The organism is Candidatus Regiella endosymbiont of Tuberolachnus salignus, from assembly GCF_964020115.1.
In the GTDB taxonomy this organism is placed as follows: Bacteria; Pseudomonadota; Gammaproteobacteria; order Enterobacterales; family Enterobacteriaceae; genus Regiella; species Regiella insecticola.
Window position 1 is genome coordinate 2,301,998 of sequence record NZ_OZ026542.1, and the last position, 19,102, is coordinate 2,321,099.

Sequence of the window (19,102 nt, forward strand, 5' to 3'; positions counted from 1 at the left end):
CCTTTATTTTATCCATTGCCGAAAACTTGAATAGGGGATCACTTTAAAAACAGAGCGAAACAGAATAGTAGGGAAATACCAGTAAAGCAGGTTGTATAGCCACATACTCCCTTTTCCGCGTTTTGCGCTGCGAATACCCAAACAAATTACCAATGCCATCCCCATCCCAAATAAAGCTTGATGAACCATAATGCCCCATAAAAAAACAGGTAACGACGGTATGGCCTCATCATAGGGCAAACCGAATAACCGACGTTGTTCACTGAGCGTTTTCGGGAATCGGTACTTTTGGAGATCATCTTCAGTAGTCATGATCGCCCTCTTAATTTAATCAGATAATCAAACAGTCAAACTAAATCCAATCGTGGTAAAGACAATCACAACAGCAATACCAAACAACATGAACACATTTTTTGTTTTGATAAAGGTAATAATGCCGACAATCACTTCCGCCAATATTATCCACTTAGCGATGGCAGAGCTTGCACCAAAAGTATCAGTGACCGTCACTTTTCCTCCTGCCATTAAATCAACAGCTTGAACCGTACTGGTTATGCCCAAAAGTGCCATGATTGAAATAAGTATTAACACGATATAGTGGTTATTATTTTTTTTATTAATTTTTTTAGATATAGCACTGCCCGCAGCCTTAATAGACAGAATCATAATTTACTCCAGTTATATTAAAATTTTATAAAAATCCCTGGTATTAGTCTTACATTTCACTGCTCGTTTTTTAAAAAAATAATGCAAATCCATTATCCATAGCATGGATATAACAAGTAATAAAAAAGTCCTGTGTTAAACACATTATTTTATTAATAGTCAATAAAATGTATTTATAGTAATCGTTGTTCAGCCTTTTTTCTTAACCAAGTTATTAACCGGTAAAATAATTTTTTATTTTCATTTCGCGTGGCCGCTACTATTTTATTTTTTAACGCACGTTTTCTCGCTCTACTTTGTCGGTTGCTCATAATAATATTTTCTTTTTTCTGATAAGATTTAAATAGTTTCCCCAGTGATAGAATCATCATTTTATTCACATCTATTTTTCGTTATACCAATCGCCGAGATAGATGAAAAACGGCGTAAATGATCTTCCAATCTTAATTCTGATTCACATTTTTTTGTTCTTTTTGAATGTTTGGCGCTTTCTATTAAAAAATTATTTGCAGTCGCAGTTATTTTGACAGTCACTGTCGTTCCTTTTTCATTAAAATCGTTATCTAATTCCACTTTCCACATTCCTTAAGTTAAACCCCGATTTTTTAATATAGATAAAATTACAGCAACGTTAAACTAATGTAAATTGGGTAAAAAACACAATTGTAATTTATACATACTTGTGAAGTAGCAGCCTTGATCTTCCGACACACACAGAATAGCAAATATAAAAATACAGGGAAGACATGGAATGGCTAGTCTGAAGAAGTCGGAAAAAAATAATTTAAGTCGGAAGAAGTCAGAATGTGACAGTGATCACATTTTATCTCCTGATTATCAAGGAGCTTAAGCCATCAGAAGTATCCTTGTTGAGTGGAGCGCACAAATAGCACAGCAGCCAAAAGCAAACGCGGAGATAGATCCTTGAGATTGAAACCGGGGTTAAAAAGCGATAGATAAATGCTGCGAAGTATCGAGTAGCATACTTGCCGAAGGCAAAGGCGTGGTAGACCCAGGGGAGTTTTTAGATTGCCAAGCAGAGAGTTAACAGCGTGAAATAAATTGGATTAACTCGGGGCTTGTGTACCCCGCCGAGGATAGGGTTGTGGATACAACCGGTTTAGATAACGGCACTAAAACAGTGCCTGACTTAGATTCCTTGCTGATCACACTTTATTTTGAGTAGATTTAAAATCCATATTTTTAATTTAATCTAATTAACTTATTAACTTGATTTAATTTTTCTGGGTGAAAAGTGATACTATTCGTATCAAAACTGAACAATATACGCTTGAGATCACCTCGAAATCCCATGGCATCAACTACCTTGTTTAACTCAACATGCCTGCCTTTGAAAACAGTGTCGTTAAGTTCGTCATAAGATAACTTTCTATCTCGGTTCTTATTCAAATACTGAAACAAAGAACAATTTAAAGATTCTTGACGGAAAGAGGTGAGGACAAAACACCCATCAATAATAACTTGACGGGTGTTTTCGTTATATGAGAGATTGTGTCCTTTCAATTTATTAATATTATTTTTCGCATTCAGGCGGTAAATAATAACAATCAAAAAAAATAGTGACACCATCAAAAAAGTTATAAAATAAAACAATTACATTATCTCTATAATTTTTTTAATTAACATATCTATTCCCTTTTTTGCTTCAATAATACTCGTTGCTAACATATATGCTGGGGTCGTCACAATTTTATTTTTTTCATCAAACACAATTTCATTAACTGTAGACACCTTATGCTCCCCACCCATAGTTGAAATGGCAGCAATGGTATCTTTATCATTACCCACAGTTAAAATAACCCCTTTACCATATATTTTACTTAAAAGAACTGGAGCGATACACATAAACCCTACAGGTTTCTTGCTATTTTTAAATGCTTCACAAATAGTAAGAAACACTTTTTCTACCTTAACATTAGCTCCTTTAAAAGCAAAATCAGAGAGATTTTTTGCCACTCCAAATCCACCAGGAACAATCATTGCTGTAAACTCATTTGCCTTGCATTCGTTTAATGATTTAATGTTGCCGCGTACTATTCTGGCAGATTCAACCAAAACATTTCTTCTTTCAGTAACTTCCTTACCCGTACAATGATTAACAACATGATGCTGATCGATATCTGGAGCAAAACATTGATATTGAATTTCATTTTCTTCAAGCGATAATAACGTCAAAACGACTTCATTAATTTCAGCACCATCATAGACACCACAGCCTGACAAAATAACCGCTACTTTTTTATCAGTATCCATATTAATTTCCTTTTAGTTTATTCAGATTAATCAATAATTTTTGGGTTGTTAAATTTTGATAGGCTTCCATTACATCAGAGACACTGCGTATTTTTTCTTCTACGGACAATTTATTATTAAATACTTCATCAAAAACAGCCGAAAGAAAATTATCAAAATCAAAATTATTTTGATACCAATTACCAATGTTTTCAATGGGCGTGTCTAATGAATTAAAATCACGAATATATGCCGATGTTCGATGCTTCAACATATTCGTTATTCTTATTTTTATCTGCTTTTCATTCGCTAAATTATCAGTCAATAGGATAGAACGTAATTCCTGTAACTTGCCTCTAGAATGATACCAAACCATGGCACGAATGTAGGCTACCGTCATTTCCGAGGAGAATTTATCGACAGTGACAACTGTCACAGGATGAGCGACCAATTCCGTATATTTATACCACCCGACCAACCCAATCACACCGTACAAGCCAATAATAATTAATTTCAATAAATTCAACTAAATTCCTACTTTAACAAAAATAAAACGGGAAAAACTATTATTCTATTTATCACAAACACAAAGGTGAGCAGATCTTGTTGAGTTTCAAATACCTGAATATCTTGTTTTTCAAACGATTCAGCCTCTAATTCCGCTGACTTTGACTCAACTTCATGATCAATTTTGCCGACCATATCCGAGCTAGATTTCAAATTGTTTAAGCTAATCAACGCCAGATTCGCATAAACGAAACGGGATACCCCAAGACTCTGGTACTTGATCAAGTATTAATGTTAATTCAGAATTAATAGTGACTATATAAATAATTTTATCGTTTATCATTAATTTTTCATCCTTCTATCGTAGATAGTAAGTTTTAATAAAAAACAAAAAGTTAAATAAACTAATACCAAGCGCTAACGATTCATAACTCGCTCAGTGTGATTGTATTATACGGTACTATTTACTTACTATTAATACAGAGTATTTTTTACTTAACTTGTCAGCTATTTTACGATAGCTACCGGCAGGGACGCATCAATGAGTAAATCAAAGATAAAAATATTCTGAATAAAAATGATCAATATCCATACTATTTGCGCTTAGTAAACAACCCTAAAACGTTAGGTAACACTCACAAAGTTAGGTTAAAAAAATCCGAATTGATAATTGATTGGTATTTATGCATTCGTTCACCCTAGCTGATACTGAACTTTGGGTATTCCGGCCAGCAACATCTGCGGTGACCGGACTCGGCGAAAAAACTTAAATCGTATCATCATGCCTATTAGCATGAAGAAGATAATCTAATACATTAATTAGCTAAATTACTTTTTACTCAAAAGATATCTTAACAAGATAATATTTCTTAAACTGCCTATGCTAGCAATGTTAAATTTTTCTTTCACAACATTCAATGTATGTTCAATACAAGAATCTGAAACAACACGCAAACCCGCAATTTCTTTACGCGAAAAACCCACAGCAAACAGTATGGCTGTTTCAAATTGAGCATTAGTAAGTTCAGGAAATACTTTGCGTAACACCGCACATTGGGTAAGATCGAACGCAGTCATATAGACCTCCTAGATAGGTTTGTGTGATTAGCTGATTGGAGGAGGTCACGACTCCTACGATCAGCGCAAAAATCAATTTCTTCTTGCTTCCAGTTTTTTACTTAACTCGCTAACTTTTTGTTTGTCTCCTAATATTTGATAATAATTAATTAACTTTTCCAAATCAGATATTGGCAATACCATAGTAGCATCATAGTTTCTTATATCTTTTTCATATTTCTCAATGATATCAATACACCGTCTAGCCCACTCTCCTTCCAAATGGGTTCTTACCTTAACTTTTGGTCTAGATGGTAATCTAGCTCTTTTAGGTTTTTTTTCCTCGTTAGAGAAAATAGTGTTCTTTTCTCTAACAAAAACAAACCTTATTTGTTTTACTGAACGGCCTATTCTAAATTCTTCTAAAATTACTGACAAATCAGAGTAATTATTAATTTCTTTTATTGCTTTTTCTATAACTCCATTTTTAAGATATTTATATTTTTCGTAATTTTTTGATATACCCATCATTTCTTTAAAATCATCAATTTTTATTTGATCTGTAAAATGCAATCCATCTTTCACATGTGAAAAAAAATTTATATATTTATAAATCCAGGCATAAATTCTAAAAGAATATGGTGAGGTAAAATTAGAAACATTTTCTATTTCAAACATAGTAAAATTATTTTTTAATTGATAAATAAATCTTTCAACATCTTGAGAAAATGTTATTTCTAAATATTGATCTATGTTATCCATATTATATTCTATCTTAGATATCCATGTCCTCCGTATCTTTATTTTTTTACCTGTAGATTTATCAATAGATATTGTATCTATTGTTCGTTGAATTAACTCATCACCTATATCTGACAGTCTTCTTTTTAAATTATTATCTTTAATTTTCCAGGTATTAGTAAATTCTGCGTGAGTGATTCTAACGGGGCTACCGGGCGGATCATGTTTTTTTATTTTTGATATAGCAAGGTTTATTACCCTTGCTTCATCTAATGTAATCTTATAAACACCATCAACAATCGAGTTTGATTGTACAACAACTTTTTTTTCTATAGAAATCAGATCCATGAAATTTATAACCTTCTTATCCTTCATTTCTACTTCCTTTAGTATATAAAGGTCTTCTCATAAATCAATAAAAAGACCTTTTATTTTTTTATCGAAAAAAATTGCGCGATTTCTAGAGCGCTAAAATGTTTTGATGATCTATATTGACAACATAAAATTTTTTTTAAAAACAGTTAATTGATATAAACTTAAAGAGTTTTTATCCCGATAATTAATCACAAGCAATCCTGATTATCAAAACAGAAATCTAGCGACCTTAAATTTTTTTAGTACTTTTTTAGTACTTACTGTATACCCTTTCTTGGCACAACTCAGCTGATAAAAAACATTCAAAAATAGCACTCTCCTGATTTTAACAGAACAAATAATCATCATTAGGTAGCTATTTATCTCAGATAATCAATAGCACAGAAACAAAAGTTATCCACACAGAAATCACGCGACCTTTCGCAGAAATCACGCGACCTTTTTCAGAAATCACGCGACCTTTCGCAGAAATCACGCGACCTTAAACATCGTAACGTATTGATAAAAAAAGCAAAATTTAACTCTAAATAAAGAGAATATAAAGAATAAAGAAAATAAAAACATGGAGCTAAAATAAAAAATTGTGAGTAACCTTCTTTATCGTCGTAATTATAACGACCTCTATTTCAGAAGACCGGTTAAAAAAACGCCATTTTCTTTCTCCAATATTTTCCATTTTCAATAACCTGTAGTTACAAAAAAATCCAGAGCTTACCTTTAGCCAAAGAGTGACCGAGTTCCTTTTTAGTATCAGATGATATTCCGCTTCCTCGAACGGCTTTCGCTTTGCGAAATCCATTCTTGCGGCGAGCGTTACCGATCTAAAAAAACCATTTTCATTAAAATTTTTTTAGAATTAAAAAAATATCGTTAAAAAATCGGATTAACAGGAAAAAATTAGATAATACAGAGATAGGACAGAGATAAGATTCAATGATGCCCCTCCAAGGGCTCTAGAATGGCCATAGAGACGCTTTCTTTGACTTACCCATACTTACCTACGGCTTCACCTTACCTTAACGCTACGTGGCTTATGTGGCTTTAAAAACGATAGGATAAAAAACAAGGGCAGCTAGACTTCAGTCGCTATCAATATCTGTAATCTACATCACATACCTCATCCATTTTTGAAAAACATTCAATGTGCGCACATAATATGTGCTATATCCAAAAATAATGGAGATCAATCATGAATATCACTCTTTCTGTAGACAAACAAGTTGCGCAACGGGCACGTGACGCAGCGCAAAAAATGGGTAAAAGCCTTAACCAGATTGTACGTGACTACCTGGAGCAGTTAGCAGGCAGTGCCTACCGTGATCAGCAATGGGTACAGTTTGAAGCTCGTTGTTTGCAATCATCCGCTAAGCTTGACGGTTGGCAATTTGATCGTAACGAAGCCAATGAGCGTTAATCGCATGGCAAATCGTAGTTTTATCGACACCAATATCCTTGTTTACGCAGAGGCAAGCGACATACCCGTGAAGCAGAAAGCTGCTCTTTCCCTGCTTAAACAGCTTTACGAAGACGCAAGTGGGGTGCTTTCTACCCAAATCCTTCAGGAATATTGCAACGTTGCTCTAAAAAAACTCAAGCTTTCTCCACAATACATTCGGGCACAACTCGATCTATGTCAGCGCTAATGATAAAAGACCGTAAATTGCTAATTTAATTTGTCCACTCAAGCCAGAATGCAGTTTCCTTTGTGGTGACAAAGCCATGAGGGAAATAAGCATGCTAAGAAGAGAGGACCACTACATGATAAAACAACGCCATCAACAGGGGGCATTTATTGTTGATATTGCCCATCAGATAGGGTGTTCAGAAAAAACGGTGAGACGGCACATTAGCTATCCTGCGCCGCCAACAGCAAAACGCGGTAAAAAACAGGTTGCTAAACTCGAGCCCTTTAAAGACTACATCGATTCAAGGTTGAGTGAACAGGTTTGGAATGCGGCGGTTATTTTTGAGGAAATCCGTGAAAAAGGCTACCGGGGTGGGAGTGCGATGCTCCGACGTTATATACATCCCAAACGTCCGCTCAGGGCCTCGAAAAACACGGTACGCTTTGAAACCCTCCCCGGTTATCAACTTCAACACGATTGGGGAGAAATCATCGTTGAGGTGGCAGGCTCTGCCTGTACGGTTAATTTTGCCGTTAATACGCTCGGTTTTTCGCGTCGCTTTCATGTCTTTGCTGCCCCTAAGCAAGATGCTGAGCACACGTATGAATCGCTGGTTCGCAGCTTCAATTACTTCGGTGGCAGCGTAAAAAATGTCTTGGTAGATAACCAAAAAGCCGCTGTTATCAAACATGGACAAAATGGCCACATCGAGTTCAATGCGGGCTTCCTGCAACTGGCTAATCACTATGGGTTTAGCCCTCGCGCCTGTAAGCCTTATCGACCGCAAACGAAAGGCAAAACCGAACGGATGGTGGGCTATGTTAAACACAATTTTTTCACTCGCTACCGTCAGTTTGAGAGTTTCGCTCATGTTAATCAACTGCTAGCGATGTGGCTGGCGAAAGTGGCAGACCAGCGTCATCTTCGTCAATTCAAGCAGACACCGGAAAATCGTTTTGCTGAGGAAAAAATAGCCTTGATGCCACTCCCTGCGACTGATTTCGATACCAGCTACTTCGACCTACGACAAGTGGCATGGGACAGCTATATCGATGTCAGAGGTAATCGCTATAGCGTGCCTTCATTCTGGTGTGGTCGTGCGGTTAATATTCGTATCGGTTTAGATAATACGCTACGTATTTACGGCGATGAGCAACTGCTCGCGACGCATCTCTTGCAGGAGGTAACGCAGGGCTGGCAAAAGGTGCCAGAACATCATCAAGCCCTTTGGCAACAGGTCAATCGAGTAGCGTCTCGTTCGCTCAGTGTGTATGAGGAGCTACTCTGATGGAAATGGAAAACTTGTTGATACGGTTAAAAATGGATTACCTGGGCGATGCGTTGGAGAGTTTATGTGAAGAAGCCACCAAGAAAGCACTGAACTACCGTGAATTTCTCCAGCAGGCATTAGCCCAGGAATGGAACGGGCGTCACCAAAAAGGCTTGGAATCGCGGTTAAAACAAGCACGTTTGCCGTGGATAAAAACCTTGGAGCAATTTGACTTTACTTTCCAACCAAGTATAGACAGGAAAATTATCCGCGAGCTGGCGGGGCTGAGGTTTGTCGAACATCATGAAAACGTCATTTTGTTAGGCCCACCTGGGGTAGGGAAAACGCATTTGGCGATAGCGCTGGCTGTCAAGGCAGCTACAGCTGGGCATCGGGTATTGTTTATGCCTCTGGATAGACTCTGCTGTACCTTAATGAAGGCAAAGCAAGAAAACCGTCTGGAACGCCAACTTCAGCAACTGTGCTATGCCAGGGTATTAATACTGGATGAAATCGGGTATTTACCGATGAATCGCGAAGAAGCTAGCCTATTTTTCAGGTTATTGAGCCGTCGTTATGAAAAGGCGAGCATCATTCTCACATCAAATAAAAGTTTTACTGATTGGGGGGACGTATTCGGTGATCACATTTTAGCAACTGCGATTTTAGACAGGCTTTTACATCATTCAACCACATTGAATATTAAAGGAGAAAGCTATCGACTCAAAAATAAACGCAAAGCAGGCATGTTGCCTATAAAAACGACTGATATTATCCAGGCGCCTGGAATAGAAACCCAACAGGAAAATTAGCAAAAACTGGACATTTTAAAGTAGCAAAAAGTGGTCAATCTAAAGTAGCGTTGACACTAGAAGAAATACGGCAAATGTATGGAACGGACGGACGCCACAAAGCGAAAGGCTGGAAGAAAGTAGAAGCCAGAGCATAACCAGAATGGGGGCAAAAGCCCCCTTAAACTATTATCCGGTATGCTGTAAAACCTCGGCCTTTAGGGCGGGGAGGATGTCAAAAATAATATGAGTTCATCAAATGAAATGTATATTAGAAAAGGTGTCGGAAACAGAACATATTGCGTAACCTGTCAAAAAATGGATGATGGATGTTTATTAACATTTGAGAAAAAAATAAAAATACGGTCAAAGAAAAAAATAGCAGACAAATCGAAATCCACCACAAGGCAAGTTGTTTTTAATAAAATAATAAAAACGCAATCGATTGGTTCGATAAATCATGATGATATTTTTTCGTCATTATCGCCTGTAGAAAAAGATATATTCATTAATATCATTAAAGAAATGACATTTGATGGTTACCGCAATGAAAAGTGAGTTATCAACGCCAGAAGAAATTAAACGTTTGCGTGTTAAAGCAGGGTTAACACAAAAAGAAACTGCTGACCTGTTTGGTATCTCACTAAACTATTGGCAGAAAAAAGAGTTGAGTAAGGACAGTGCGCAAAATAGAAAGGTTTCAAAAAGTGAGTACATATTATTACTTTTACTTGCCGGGGAACACCCTGATTTTAAGCTGGTGAAACACTGAAAACCAGGAGTCATCATACTGGGTCAATCTACTCACCAACGACCCCATCCAGCACCCGTAAATTATGCTGTAATGTTTTGAAAATTCAGGAGTGGAAAGGATAAACAGCCGATATTACATATTTACGCCCGAATCCTTACGTCTGGCTTTATTGGCTTAATTTTTTTGATTAGGCCTAGCGCTCCGGAACTCGCGCCCTGACGCAAAAATTTAAAATAGCTTTGTTTTTATAAAGTTTATTGCTTCATATTTTATTCAGTCAGTCAGTTCCTAGAATAGCCAGAGTCGGAACTAAAAAGGCCATATTCACTTAAAGTTGTCGTTGAAATCTACTCAAATCGGATAGTAATATCAACCACGAATTATAAGTAGGAACTAGAAGATGTTCGAATAAAAAAATACCAAACGAAAAGGGAATTTGTAGAAAAAATCAGTGATTTTTAGATTTTTGCGTCAGGGCGCGAGTTCCGGAGCGCTAGGCCGATTAAGCCGCGATGTTCGATACGACAAAATCCACATGTATTTGGTCATACGGAAATAAGATTTTCTCCCCGTTTTTTTCAATGATACCCGCCGCAAGCAACGCCTGCACATCAGCATGTACGGCTTTAATATCACGAGCGACTCGCCGCGCTGCGCTGCGTATGGACATTTCACCGCCACCGACCATAGCTCGTAATATAGCCAGGCGTTTTGGGCTAATGATTTTCCAAAGCAAATCAAAGGAGGGAAAACTGATGAACTCTCCCATTTCATCACCGTTCATCGCGCAAATGAAACGTTCATCAACAGTATCGGACGTTAAAACATTCAAGGTTAATGTTTTCATGATATTACTCCTTTTCTGTACTTCTCTACTTCGGCACGGAAATCTGAGACTAACTGAGCCGCGTCATTAAAAATGATGGGGCTCTCCTGACTGCCGATGTGTTTGTGGTCTCCTTTGCCGGCTTCATTATCATAACGGAGCACACAGACGCCTTTTTCTATGTATGCCAAGCGATATTTGTAGCTATGTTGACTGGCTTTAACAGGTGGATCAACCCGCCAGACGACCATTTCAATAAAACTATGCTCATAAAAGTGTGAAGTAATTCTATCCAGCTAATCCCGTGCTTACATCCGTCCCTTCTCCGATATGCCTATCGTCAGTCCGAATATTCGCTCTTTTAGCTCACCATGAAACCATTCGTGGCATACGTATGCCGGAACCGCCGGAAATTTTGTCACCTCATCTTAGTTGAACGTACTTTGCGAACGGTACACATTGTCCAGTATATAACACTGGCAACTAATAAGGCGTTGAGCGATGGTATGCCCCACTCAATTACCAAACCGACAACGCTACCCGCAACCCAGGAAATAATTGCAGGCCACCCTATTGATGGAGTTAATTTCTTTGTAGGTAGAATTTCTTTATCGCGGGTCGTATCAAGTAGCTTGCGACTAGTACGTAAAATATAATAATCAACAAGTATTACACCGGCAACAGGAGGAAAAACAACCCCCATTAGAATAAGGAAATTGAGAAAGTTATCTAAAATTCCTGCGATTGAGAGGATTGTGCCTGCTATTCCTAATCCAAAAATTAATCCTACGTGATTTAATCTCTTTCCTGCTACGCACTCTATAGCGTTGGCTAAAGCCAGTGACGATGAATATAAATTAACATCATTAACCTTAACGACAGCGAGAATGACAGCAAGTAGCCCAATCCATCCCGCACTTTGCGTCATAATGGTAACGACATCAGAAGTATCAAGTGCGTGTGCAATTAATATGGCAATGGTATTAACAATGAATTCGCTAGCAATGATAGAAAGCGTTATCATCCAGAATGCGTGTCGCCCGTTTTTGCAATAGCGACTGATATCCGGTGTGATAAGTGCACCAGAAATAGCACCGCCAGCAACAACCATGACACCTGTGCCGAGAGAAAAAGGTGTACCAGAGGGAGCGATAGAAATCAAATCAGTAATGTTATGCCCCATGAGAAGGCTTGTAGCAATCCAACCTATTACCAGAAAGAAAACAGGTACTGACACTATTGCCGTCCAACTCAAAGCGCGAAATCCAAATGCAACTAATACAGTCAGCGCGATACCTGAAATGATCGCTGACCAGGTAAAGCCGAGTTGATCATTAAACGCATAATTCAATCCTTTGGCAGAAATCGAATTCTGCACACCAAACCAACCGAGGAAACTAATCGCTATAACCATTCCAATGAGTACAGATCCAAAACGGCCAAAACCACACCAACGCGCCAATAAGCTTGTTGACATTCCCTCTCGGGCACCAGCGATGCCCAGTCCAAGGCTAACAAACTCGAGGAGTAAACTACCAATAAAAGTAGCCAGCACTGCTTGACCAAATGTCATTGAATGACCCAGCGTAGCGCCGATTAGAAATTGTGATAAAGCTGTCATTGCTCCCACTCGTATTAGGGTGGTACTAAGCAGACTGGCACGCGCTTTTAACGGCACACGACTTACAGCATAATCATCGCTAATAATGTTATTTTTCCGCAAAATTAAATGTGTTCCTAATCAGGCATTGTCATGGAAGACAATGATAATAATTTTTCTTTTCGAAAGATTCAAATATGGCTTTATTGAAACTTATACGGTGAATTTTAATTAAAAAACAATAAATATACTATATTAGTTGTTATTGCAATAATATATTTTGTAATAATTAAAAATAGAGCGGAGATAAAATAGAATTAAATTTTAGTAAAGCTAAGTAAAAATTACCCTATATAAAATATCTACAAGAGGTAATTTATATAGGTAGAGTTATTCTATACTTTATATAAGTCTAATGAACGGAGGTAACTATCATGGTCACTACTGATTTTTCTGGCGGGGTGTCTAACGTGTTAACCGTGGCGTTAGATAAATTTCCAGAACCGTACGGCATCAAAGATCTTGAATCTCGGATTGTTTATGCTAATCCGGCGCTGATTGCTTTGTTTGGCGTGAAATCTGTCTCTGATGTTGTAGGTAAATTTGATCATGAGATTAAATCAAAATTAGTGCAATTTGATAATGCGGCTGAAGAATTTCAGAAGCAGGATAAGCAGGTTATTGATACTAAATGTAGTTTGGTTACATTAGAAATTCACCCTAAGGCGATTGATCATCCGTTCATTGTTAGGAAAGTTCCTTTGTTGAATAACGAAGGGGAGTGTATTGGTATTATTGGTCATAATAGAAATCTCGAAATTTGTACTCTCAATGACTATGTAAGAGGGTCGATGCCAGGTTCATTGCTGTTGAATCGGCCTGATGATACTTTTTCAGAGCGTGAATGCGAAATAATATTTTTCAGATTACAAGGGCTAAAAAGTAGAGTTATAGGAAATATAATGTACCTTTCCTGCCGAACGATAGAGAATAGCTTGCAAAGGATGTACAACAAAGCGGGAGTTAATCACATTGATGATTTTAGAGCTTTTTGCGAAGAGAAAAATTATCATCGTTACCTTCCACGTAGATTTATAAATAGAGTATGTTGTAAATTTTAGAAAAATAAAATCATTAAATAAATATTTTTTAATAAATATCAAAAAATAAATATCTTGCAATCTAATAAATATCCCACATTAATATTTTGTTGTATATTTAATTATAGTGATTATATTTAAAATAAAACGAAACTATATCTCTGTGAAAGATTTCAACTGTGCAATGAAAAATATTTTTTACAGCTTTTGTAGCTTAAAATCGTCTTTTATATATTACGCTTTTTAAGCGCTAAATAGATAGCGAAAAAAATTAGATCATTTTTATAGAATGATAGAAAATTATTTGCAAGTGATATACGAAAAATCGGAGGTTAATTCATTACGGGAGTTTAAAAAATCCTGTCATAAAATCGGATTTTATCGCTATATTCCACAAAAGTTTATTCTGCTTGGAATATAGTTTATTGAAAATAGGATAGCATCATTATGAGTAACCGACAAAGTAGAGCGAGAAACCGAGAATTAAGATATAAAATATTAGATCAAAAGAAAAATGAAAAGAAAAAATTATTTTATAAATTAACAAATTGGCTAAAGAAAAAAAGAAAGCCAGAAAACTGTTATTTTCTCAGTATAAAATAAAATGCCTTTCCTAGAGGTAGGATAAATTATTTATTGTTCGCGATGAATAGAGAAAAGGGAAAAAAAATAAATAAGCACTCAGTTTTATTAAATGAAGACACTTGTATTATTTATTAGCGTTTAACGCAGGGCTTTGTATTGCCAGTATTTAGAAAAAATGCCCCTTCCAATAGAGAAAAAAAGTTGGCACAGATTGGATAGCTGGGCTTGGGGTGAGGACAGGATGTTCACCCTGAATCCACTCACGTGGGCGTAGGACTGATTTTTCTTAGCAAAGCAGGCAGGCGCAATCAATTTGTTTGGATGCAAGGGAGAAATCCTCATGAAAACGACCTTGACTCTGGAAAAAAGGGGCTTATGCGCCATGAGTCTTCGTGATTTAGAGCACAAATTAGTATGCTATTTTAATACGTTGCCTTTGCATCAGTATGCCGGTATTGATCATGCTTTTTGTGAGGAAGCGCTTGAGGTGCTATTGAATCTGTTGGATCAGGTTGAAGCAACCTTGCCTGAGCCTCTCATGATTGAAAATACAGGCTGTCAACTTAGTTAGCCACAAAATAATGATGACATAGCCTGTTTCCGTAGAGCTTTTTTGCTAACCCCTTTCTCTTCTTTGATAAGGGTCATGGGTAAATAGAAAGCCAATAGACCCCTGATAATTTAAAATTAAAAACAAGCTAAATTGATTGTTATTTTTCCGCGCCTTGGTATCCGCTATGCCGTGCCACAGCTATTAAAAGAAAAGTCACGAAATTCACTAGACTTAATTCCACTGAAATTCTATTTTTCTTTAAAATTTCAACCCGTGTTATACATAAAATTCAGTCTTAAATGGTATTATAAGCACTTCTTTTTTAGCCATAAGATATCCACACACTTCGCAAGATTCTATCTTGCATGATTATGTTTTATTTTCAACATGTTAACTTTAAAATGTTTATGCATTTTTGTTTTTAACTTTAAAATAGACTCTAAATAGAGTCTATTTATATTTTTTATTTTATAACAATGAGTTATATAGGTTGCTAGCCATGATGGATTCTACAACAGATTCTGTTTTTTCTGGCATGTTAGCTAGAAAGACTCTATAATAGACTCTATTTTTTTAGCTTTTAACAGAGATTAACCATGCCAAAAGTTCAGGTTTTTGTTAGTAAGGCTATTTTAGAAAACATAAACACTATTGTTATTGATAAACGTAACGATGGAGCAAAAGAACATGAAGCTAATACATCTAATACAGCATCCATGCTAATTGAGTTGGGTTTAAAGGTCTATGAATTGCAGCAGAAAAAAACAGACAGTAATTTTAATCAAACAGAATTTAACAAGGTCATATTGGAGAATGTGGTAAAAACCAGTTTTATTTGTCAGAAATTATTAGGCATTAATTCATTTATGTCTGAAATACAAGATAATGAAAAATTAGATTACAAATTGATGGCTCGTGCCGTCCGTAATGATACAGCAGAAGTGATAAATGAATTCTTCCCAAAAAATGAAGAAAACACTTAATATTAGTCTTGTTGGGGTTATTAGGCGTCAACCCAATCCCATTAAGTAAGCAATTGAGGCAAGTGGCTCATTGGATTGTTATTTTGATCAAATAAGCCACCTGACGATCATTTCGATGTTTTTTCTGGGGATTGGGCTTACCGCCCTTCCCCTTTGTGGCTTTTTATGTAGTGCTTGTTGTCGCTTCGCTCACACTCGGCGGATTATCCGATATCTGTGTATCCCCTTCTATAACTTTAGCTGTGGCGTCTATTACCTGTACAGTGCCGAAAACTCGCGCATTGCCGCGTACTTTCGTACTACCCATTAGTCGGGCATTGCCATATACCTCAGCATTCTCATATATCTCTATTTCATCATATCCATACCCAGAAGGAGTGCCTCCCACACACGTGTTACCGTACACGCGTGCATTACCGTATACACGTGCATATCTTATTCGAGCATTACCATACAGTTTCGCATTGCCTTTTAGAGTCGAATATATCAGATAAGCGTCACCATACAGTTTCGCATCGTCACTAATGCTTCCACTGTCTAGTATCGTATTGCCGTACGCTTGTGAATTGCCGTCCATTGATCCGCATATTCGAGCATTGCCGTAGACTGTCGCATTGTCACGTATATATGGCCCCGCTAAATTGGGATTGCTATAGTCCCTTGGATCCTTATTGGCCTGATGCTCCGGAACTCGCGCCCTGACGCAAAAATATCAAATTGGAAAATCTCCAATAACATCATTGTATTTACCTCGACGAAAACCCAAAACCATGATAATTGCTTGCTAGTAAGGTGATGTTGCCTTACTATATGGTCATGTTCAATAAATGAGGTTAGCAGCATGACTACCCTTACAGTCACGGCGAAAGGCCAGGTGACGTTTAAGCAAACACTTCTGAGACACCTTGGCATTAAACCCGGCCAGAAAATAAACGTCAATACGCTTCCAGGTGGTCGGGCAGTAATTCAAGCAGTGCGGGAAGGGCGAAACATTGAAGATGCATTTGGGATCCTCCGGGCAAAAAATAAGGGCAATGTTGTTTTGTCTATCGACGACATGAACGAGATAGCTCGCAAGGGTTGGGCGAGTGAAAAATGAAACTTGCCATCGATACCAATGTTGTACTCCGCTACCTGCTGGCCGATGATATAAAACAGGCCACTATAGCGCGTAAAGTAATGAAAGAAGCAATATTGGTAACTATTCCTTTGCCGGTACTTTGTGAAGTCGTATGGAACCTGTCACGAGGCTATAAACTGGCAAACGAGGATATAGCCGACGCTATAGGGATTCTCATAGAAGCTGATAACGTCAAAGTTAACCAGGGTGCAGTAGATGCCGGTATTGCAATGCTTCGTTCTGGTGGCGACTTTGCCGATGGCGTCATAGCCTATGAAGGTTTTGCCCTCGGCGGCGAGATTTTCGCTACTTTTGATAAAAAGGCTGTAGCAATACTTAAAAAGCTCGGATCTATCAGAACTCAGCTGCTCTCCTGATTGGGGAGTAGTGGAACAGCGAACCGACTTAGGAGAGCATAAAAAAGTGTGGGGTAAACAACCAAAACTCTCTGATAAACAACAGAAAGAGCCACGTCACATGCACGGAACGGGGGAGTACTCGTGCTGAAGTGTTTTCAGTATCACGTCCAACTGTGTATAGAGCTATTGGGAAACAAACGGCTAGTGTGTGATTCGTAGACCACTCAGCAATGGTTAACATCCAGCGCGATCAACCGCTTGTTCATGTCGTCCGGATGTTCCCAATAAACGGCGCCTTTTGTAGGCGCAATTTGAAAGGTTAGGTACTTTGCAATATCGTTATCATCGCAATCAGGGGCGCCAAGCACCCATACCGGATAATCAGAAACGGAGGCTTCCAGCTCGAACTTTTTACCTACCATTTCCATTTCTTCTGTTGACGCAGTGTTCCAGGAAAATACCAGTCTGGCAACGATCTGATTGCATTTTGAGCAAGGAAACACCTTGTTTTCAAGAACCTCTGTCCCTGCGGGAACAAAGTTTGGCGGGAAGGCGTCACGTCTTAAATACTCAGGCTTTTTAGCTATATGCACCAGTAGCGCATCTGACATTTGCTGTGCTACCAAAGCGACAATTGTTTTGTTCCTATCTTGTGGCTCCTCAACATAGGGCTGAAGCTGAGTATCACCTAACGGAGTACCACAAACAACGATGCCGCCTATTTCTTCATGGCCGTTTCTAAAAATGACATAGGTGTTTCCGCGCTTTTTAACGGAGATACTGGCCGGGAGTTTGCTGAGGTTTGTCGCTTCATATTTTGAATTTTCATCATTCATTTAGAGTTTCCCTGCTGTAGTAAGTGCAGCATGAATCGTTTTTAACGGCAACAACAGAGACAAAGGCGCATCTAACAGTGGAACAGCACCATAACTCGCATACCAATGAGCTACTTGCTCACTCTTAGCATCAATCATAAGCGCGACACCGCCTGCCTGTGTGGCAACCAAAAGGCAGCGTCGCCCTGCTGCAAGTAATAACTGCCCACCAAGCCCTTTCCCCTGTACTGAAATATCTACAGCCAGACGGCCAAGCCGAAATACGGGCACTTCATGCCGAGCCAAACCACGTTTTATCACCTCCGGGGCGCGTTCGTAAGCAATGGAGGCGGGGCTAAGGCTGTAGTAACCCAAAACCTTTTGATTGCTGTCACTAACAGCAAGGTAGGTTTTTGCCCCACCTTTCTCATGGCTCTGCCGCGCATGACGATGTAAAAATTGATTCAACGTATCATCACCACAATCGAAGGCTGCGCGATCATGATGTTTACCTATGGGAGCTTCGTGCCAACCTGGTAACGTCATGACAGCATCGGCAAAGAAAATGCAGCCGTCATCAACTTATCGTTGGGTGTCGGCGGATTATCCAAAAGCTCCAGTACATGTAAACTGTCTCTCTCTGTGAGTTCCAGCCGTTCGTTATCGTCGATAATTTTTCGTGCTACCGACACCACATTACGAATTACAAATTCAGTCAGGTTAGTATGCTGTATAGCGGCTGCGCGTATTAACAACGATTTTTCTTCCGAGGCAATACGCAATGACATACGGTCATTGGTTTCTACTAGGAGCTGAGGCATGGGAGATCTTTCCTTTTTTTACGTATTAAAATAGTACAATAAAGTCGGGTAAACAACAATATGTATGTATTGAATGCGTACATGAAAAGTATCAAACATGGGGTTGTACGCCGGAAATTTCGTCACTTCATCTTAGTTGAAAAGATCGTAGTAACTAAGAAGTAGCTTCACCAACAGGAACACAACGATGGCTAAGAGCGTGCTGAGAAAGCTAGATTCATCGAAACGCCTAAAGTTAGTTTTTCATGTGTATGAATGAGCGCAAATACTCAAAAAGATTGAGAACCCGTCTTGAAATAATT

25 protein-coding genes and 1 pseudogene are annotated in these 19,102 nt (G+C 38.1%); 12 read left to right on the forward strand and 14 right to left on the reverse strand.

All coding sequences use genetic code 11. The features are described 5' to 3' along the window. Positions 1–3: 3 nt before the first annotated feature. The 7 genes from traL to AACL30_RS11575 all read right to left on the reverse strand — a co-directional run bounded on the left by traL (position 4) and on the right by AACL30_RS11575 (position 5,598). Positions 4–312 (reverse strand): type IV conjugative transfer system protein TraL, encoded by a 309-nt coding sequence (gene traL, locus AACL30_RS11540; RefSeq protein ID WP_339056752.1) that lies wholly within the window; start codon positions 310–312, stop codon positions 4–6. A 27-nt stretch (positions 313–339) separates the two neighbouring features. Further along, on the reverse strand, positions 340–666 hold the full coding sequence (locus AACL30_RS11545) for a type IV conjugative transfer system pilin TraA (protein ID WP_339056753.1): 327 nt from the start codon (positions 664–666) through the stop codon (positions 340–342). A gap of 372 nt (positions 667–1,038) precedes the next feature. Continuing rightward, a complete protein-coding gene (locus AACL30_RS11550) occupies positions 1,039–1,239 on the reverse strand; it encodes a TraY domain-containing protein (RefSeq protein WP_339056754.1) in 201 nt (66 codons plus the stop codon). A gap of 1,041 nt (positions 1,240–2,280) precedes the next feature. Continuing rightward, on the reverse strand, positions 2,281–2,940 hold the full coding sequence (gene elbB / locus AACL30_RS11560; protein WP_339056755.1) for an isoprenoid biosynthesis glyoxalase ElbB: 660 nt from the start codon (positions 2,938–2,940) through the stop codon (positions 2,281–2,283). 1 nt (position 2,941) lies between these two features. Continuing rightward, positions 2,942–3,445 (reverse strand): hypothetical protein, encoded by a 504-nt coding sequence (locus AACL30_RS11565; protein ID WP_339056756.1) that lies wholly within the window; start codon positions 3,443–3,445, stop codon positions 2,942–2,944. Positions 3,446–4,254: 809 nt separating this feature from the next. Next, positions 4,255–4,503 carry a transcriptional regulator gene (locus AACL30_RS11570; protein ID WP_339056757.1) on the reverse strand — a complete coding sequence of 83 codons (249 nt, stop codon included), beginning with the start codon at positions 4,501–4,503 and terminating at the stop codon, positions 4,255–4,257. 72 nt (positions 4,504–4,575) lie between these two features. Next, complete coding sequence (locus AACL30_RS11575; protein WP_339056758.1) at positions 4,576–5,598, reverse strand: replication initiation protein; 1,023 nt, start codon at positions 5,596–5,598, stop codon at positions 4,576–4,578. Positions 5,599–6,787: 1,189 nt separating this feature from the next. On the opposite strand from AACL30_RS11575, the gene AACL30_RS11580 reads away from it, so the two are divergent. The 6 genes from AACL30_RS11580 (at position 6,788) to AACL30_RS11605 (ending at position 10,056) form a co-directional block, all read left to right on the forward strand. Next, positions 6,788–7,012, forward strand: coding sequence for a DUF6364 family protein (locus tag AACL30_RS11580; RefSeq protein ID WP_006705592.1), 225 nt, complete (start codon positions 6,788–6,790; stop codon positions 7,010–7,012). A gap of 4 nt (positions 7,013–7,016) precedes the next feature. Beyond that, positions 7,017–7,241, forward strand: coding sequence for a hypothetical protein (locus AACL30_RS11585; RefSeq protein WP_339056759.1), 225 nt, complete (start codon positions 7,017–7,019; stop codon positions 7,239–7,241). A 91-nt stretch (positions 7,242–7,332) separates the two neighbouring features. Beyond that, complete coding sequence (gene istA, locus AACL30_RS11590; protein WP_339056344.1) at positions 7,333–8,511, forward strand: IS21 family transposase; 1,179 nt, start codon at positions 7,333–7,335, stop codon at positions 8,509–8,511. Beyond that, a complete protein-coding gene (gene istB, locus AACL30_RS11595) occupies positions 8,508–9,305 on the forward strand; it encodes an IS21-like element helper ATPase IstB (protein WP_339058365.1) in 798 nt (265 codons plus the stop codon). Before istA ends, istB begins: the two co-directional genes overlap by 4 nt. A 225-nt stretch (positions 9,306–9,530) precedes the next feature. Beyond that, positions 9,531–9,842, forward strand: coding sequence for a hypothetical protein (locus AACL30_RS11600; RefSeq protein WP_339056760.1), 312 nt, complete (start codon positions 9,531–9,533; stop codon positions 9,840–9,842). Further along, positions 9,832–10,056 (forward strand): helix-turn-helix domain-containing protein, encoded by a 225-nt coding sequence (locus tag AACL30_RS11605; RefSeq protein ID WP_176487201.1) that lies wholly within the window; start codon positions 9,832–9,834, stop codon positions 10,054–10,056. The genes AACL30_RS11600 and AACL30_RS11605 overlap by 11 nt, the downstream gene beginning before the upstream one ends. Before the next feature lie 484 nt (positions 10,057–10,540). On the opposite strand, the gene AACL30_RS11610 is transcribed toward AACL30_RS11605, so the two are convergent. The 3 genes from AACL30_RS11610 to AACL30_RS11620 all read right to left on the reverse strand — a co-directional run bounded on the left by AACL30_RS11610 (position 10,541) and on the right by AACL30_RS11620 (position 12,587). Continuing rightward, positions 10,541–10,885 (reverse strand): transcriptional regulator, encoded by a 345-nt coding sequence (locus tag AACL30_RS11610; RefSeq protein WP_006705577.1) that lies wholly within the window; start codon positions 10,883–10,885, stop codon positions 10,541–10,543. Continuing rightward, complete coding sequence (locus AACL30_RS11615; RefSeq protein ID WP_339058466.1) at positions 10,882–11,160, reverse strand: toxin-antitoxin system TumE family protein; 279 nt, start codon at positions 11,158–11,160, stop codon at positions 10,882–10,884. The genes AACL30_RS11610 and AACL30_RS11615 overlap by 4 nt, the downstream gene beginning before the upstream one ends. 122 nt (positions 11,161–11,282) lie before the next feature. Beyond that, the gene (locus AACL30_RS11620; protein WP_339056761.1) at positions 11,283–12,587 is read right to left on the reverse strand and encodes a cytosine permease; all 1,305 of its coding nucleotides are present in this window, start codon (positions 12,585–12,587) and stop codon (positions 11,283–11,285) included. A gap of 311 nt (positions 12,588–12,898) precedes the next feature. On the opposite strand from AACL30_RS11620, the gene AACL30_RS11625 reads away from it, so the two are divergent. From AACL30_RS11625 to traM, 3 genes are all read left to right on the forward strand, one after another. Beyond that, a complete protein-coding gene (locus tag AACL30_RS11625; RefSeq protein ID WP_339056762.1) occupies positions 12,899–13,585 on the forward strand; it encodes a helix-turn-helix transcriptional regulator in 687 nt (228 codons plus the stop codon). Between the two features lie 946 nt (positions 13,586–14,531). Further along, positions 14,532–14,720: a hypothetical protein gene (locus tag AACL30_RS11630; protein ID WP_339056763.1), complete on the forward strand. Its 189-nt coding sequence runs from the start codon at positions 14,532–14,534 to the stop codon at positions 14,718–14,720. 578 nt (positions 14,721–15,298) lie between these two features. Then, positions 15,299–15,685, forward strand: coding sequence for a conjugal transfer relaxosome DNA-binding protein TraM (traM, locus tag AACL30_RS11635; protein ID WP_339056764.1), 387 nt, complete (start codon positions 15,299–15,301; stop codon positions 15,683–15,685). Between the two features lie 163 nt (positions 15,686–15,848). On the opposite strand, the gene AACL30_RS16520 is transcribed toward traM, so the two are convergent. Beyond that, complete coding sequence (locus AACL30_RS16520; protein WP_422389547.1) at positions 15,849–16,262, reverse strand: hypothetical protein; 414 nt, start codon at positions 16,260–16,262, stop codon at positions 15,849–15,851. A gap of 264 nt (positions 16,263–16,526) precedes the next feature. Between AACL30_RS16520 and AACL30_RS11640 the strand changes: the two genes are divergently transcribed. The 3 genes and pseudogenes from AACL30_RS11640 to AACL30_RS11650 form a co-directional block, all read left to right on the forward strand. Next, entirely contained in the window at positions 16,527–16,784 is a 258-nt protein-coding gene (locus AACL30_RS11640; RefSeq protein WP_119797955.1) for an AbrB/MazE/SpoVT family DNA-binding domain-containing protein, read from the forward strand. Beyond that, the gene (locus AACL30_RS11645) at positions 16,781–17,182 is read left to right on the forward strand and encodes a type II toxin-antitoxin system VapC family toxin (protein WP_119797954.1); all 402 of its coding nucleotides are present in this window, start codon (positions 16,781–16,783) and stop codon (positions 17,180–17,182) included. The genes AACL30_RS11640 and AACL30_RS11645 overlap by 4 nt, the downstream gene beginning before the upstream one ends. Positions 17,183–17,225: 43 nt before the next feature. Beyond that, positions 17,226–17,376 (forward strand): annotated as a pseudogene (locus AACL30_RS11650) (recombinase family protein); the annotation flags it as partial. A 12-nt stretch (positions 17,377–17,388) separates the two neighbouring features. Here the strand turns inward: AACL30_RS11650 and AACL30_RS11655 are convergent. Genes AACL30_RS11655 through AACL30_RS11665 form a run of 3 tightly spaced genes read right to left on the reverse strand, consistent with a single transcriptional unit; the run spans position 17,389 to position 18,800 of the window. Continuing rightward, positions 17,389–18,000: a hypothetical protein gene (locus AACL30_RS11655; protein ID WP_119797953.1), complete on the reverse strand. Its 612-nt coding sequence runs from the start codon at positions 17,998–18,000 to the stop codon at positions 17,389–17,391. Continuing rightward, a complete protein-coding gene (locus AACL30_RS11660) occupies positions 18,001–18,525 on the reverse strand; it encodes a GNAT family N-acetyltransferase (protein ID WP_339056765.1) in 525 nt (174 codons plus the stop codon). It lies immediately after the preceding gene. Next, entirely contained in the window at positions 18,522–18,800 is a 279-nt protein-coding gene (locus AACL30_RS11665; RefSeq protein ID WP_119797951.1) for a DUF1778 domain-containing protein, read from the reverse strand. Before AACL30_RS11665 ends, AACL30_RS11660 begins: the two co-directional genes overlap by 4 nt. Positions 18,801–19,102: the final 302 nt, after the last annotated feature.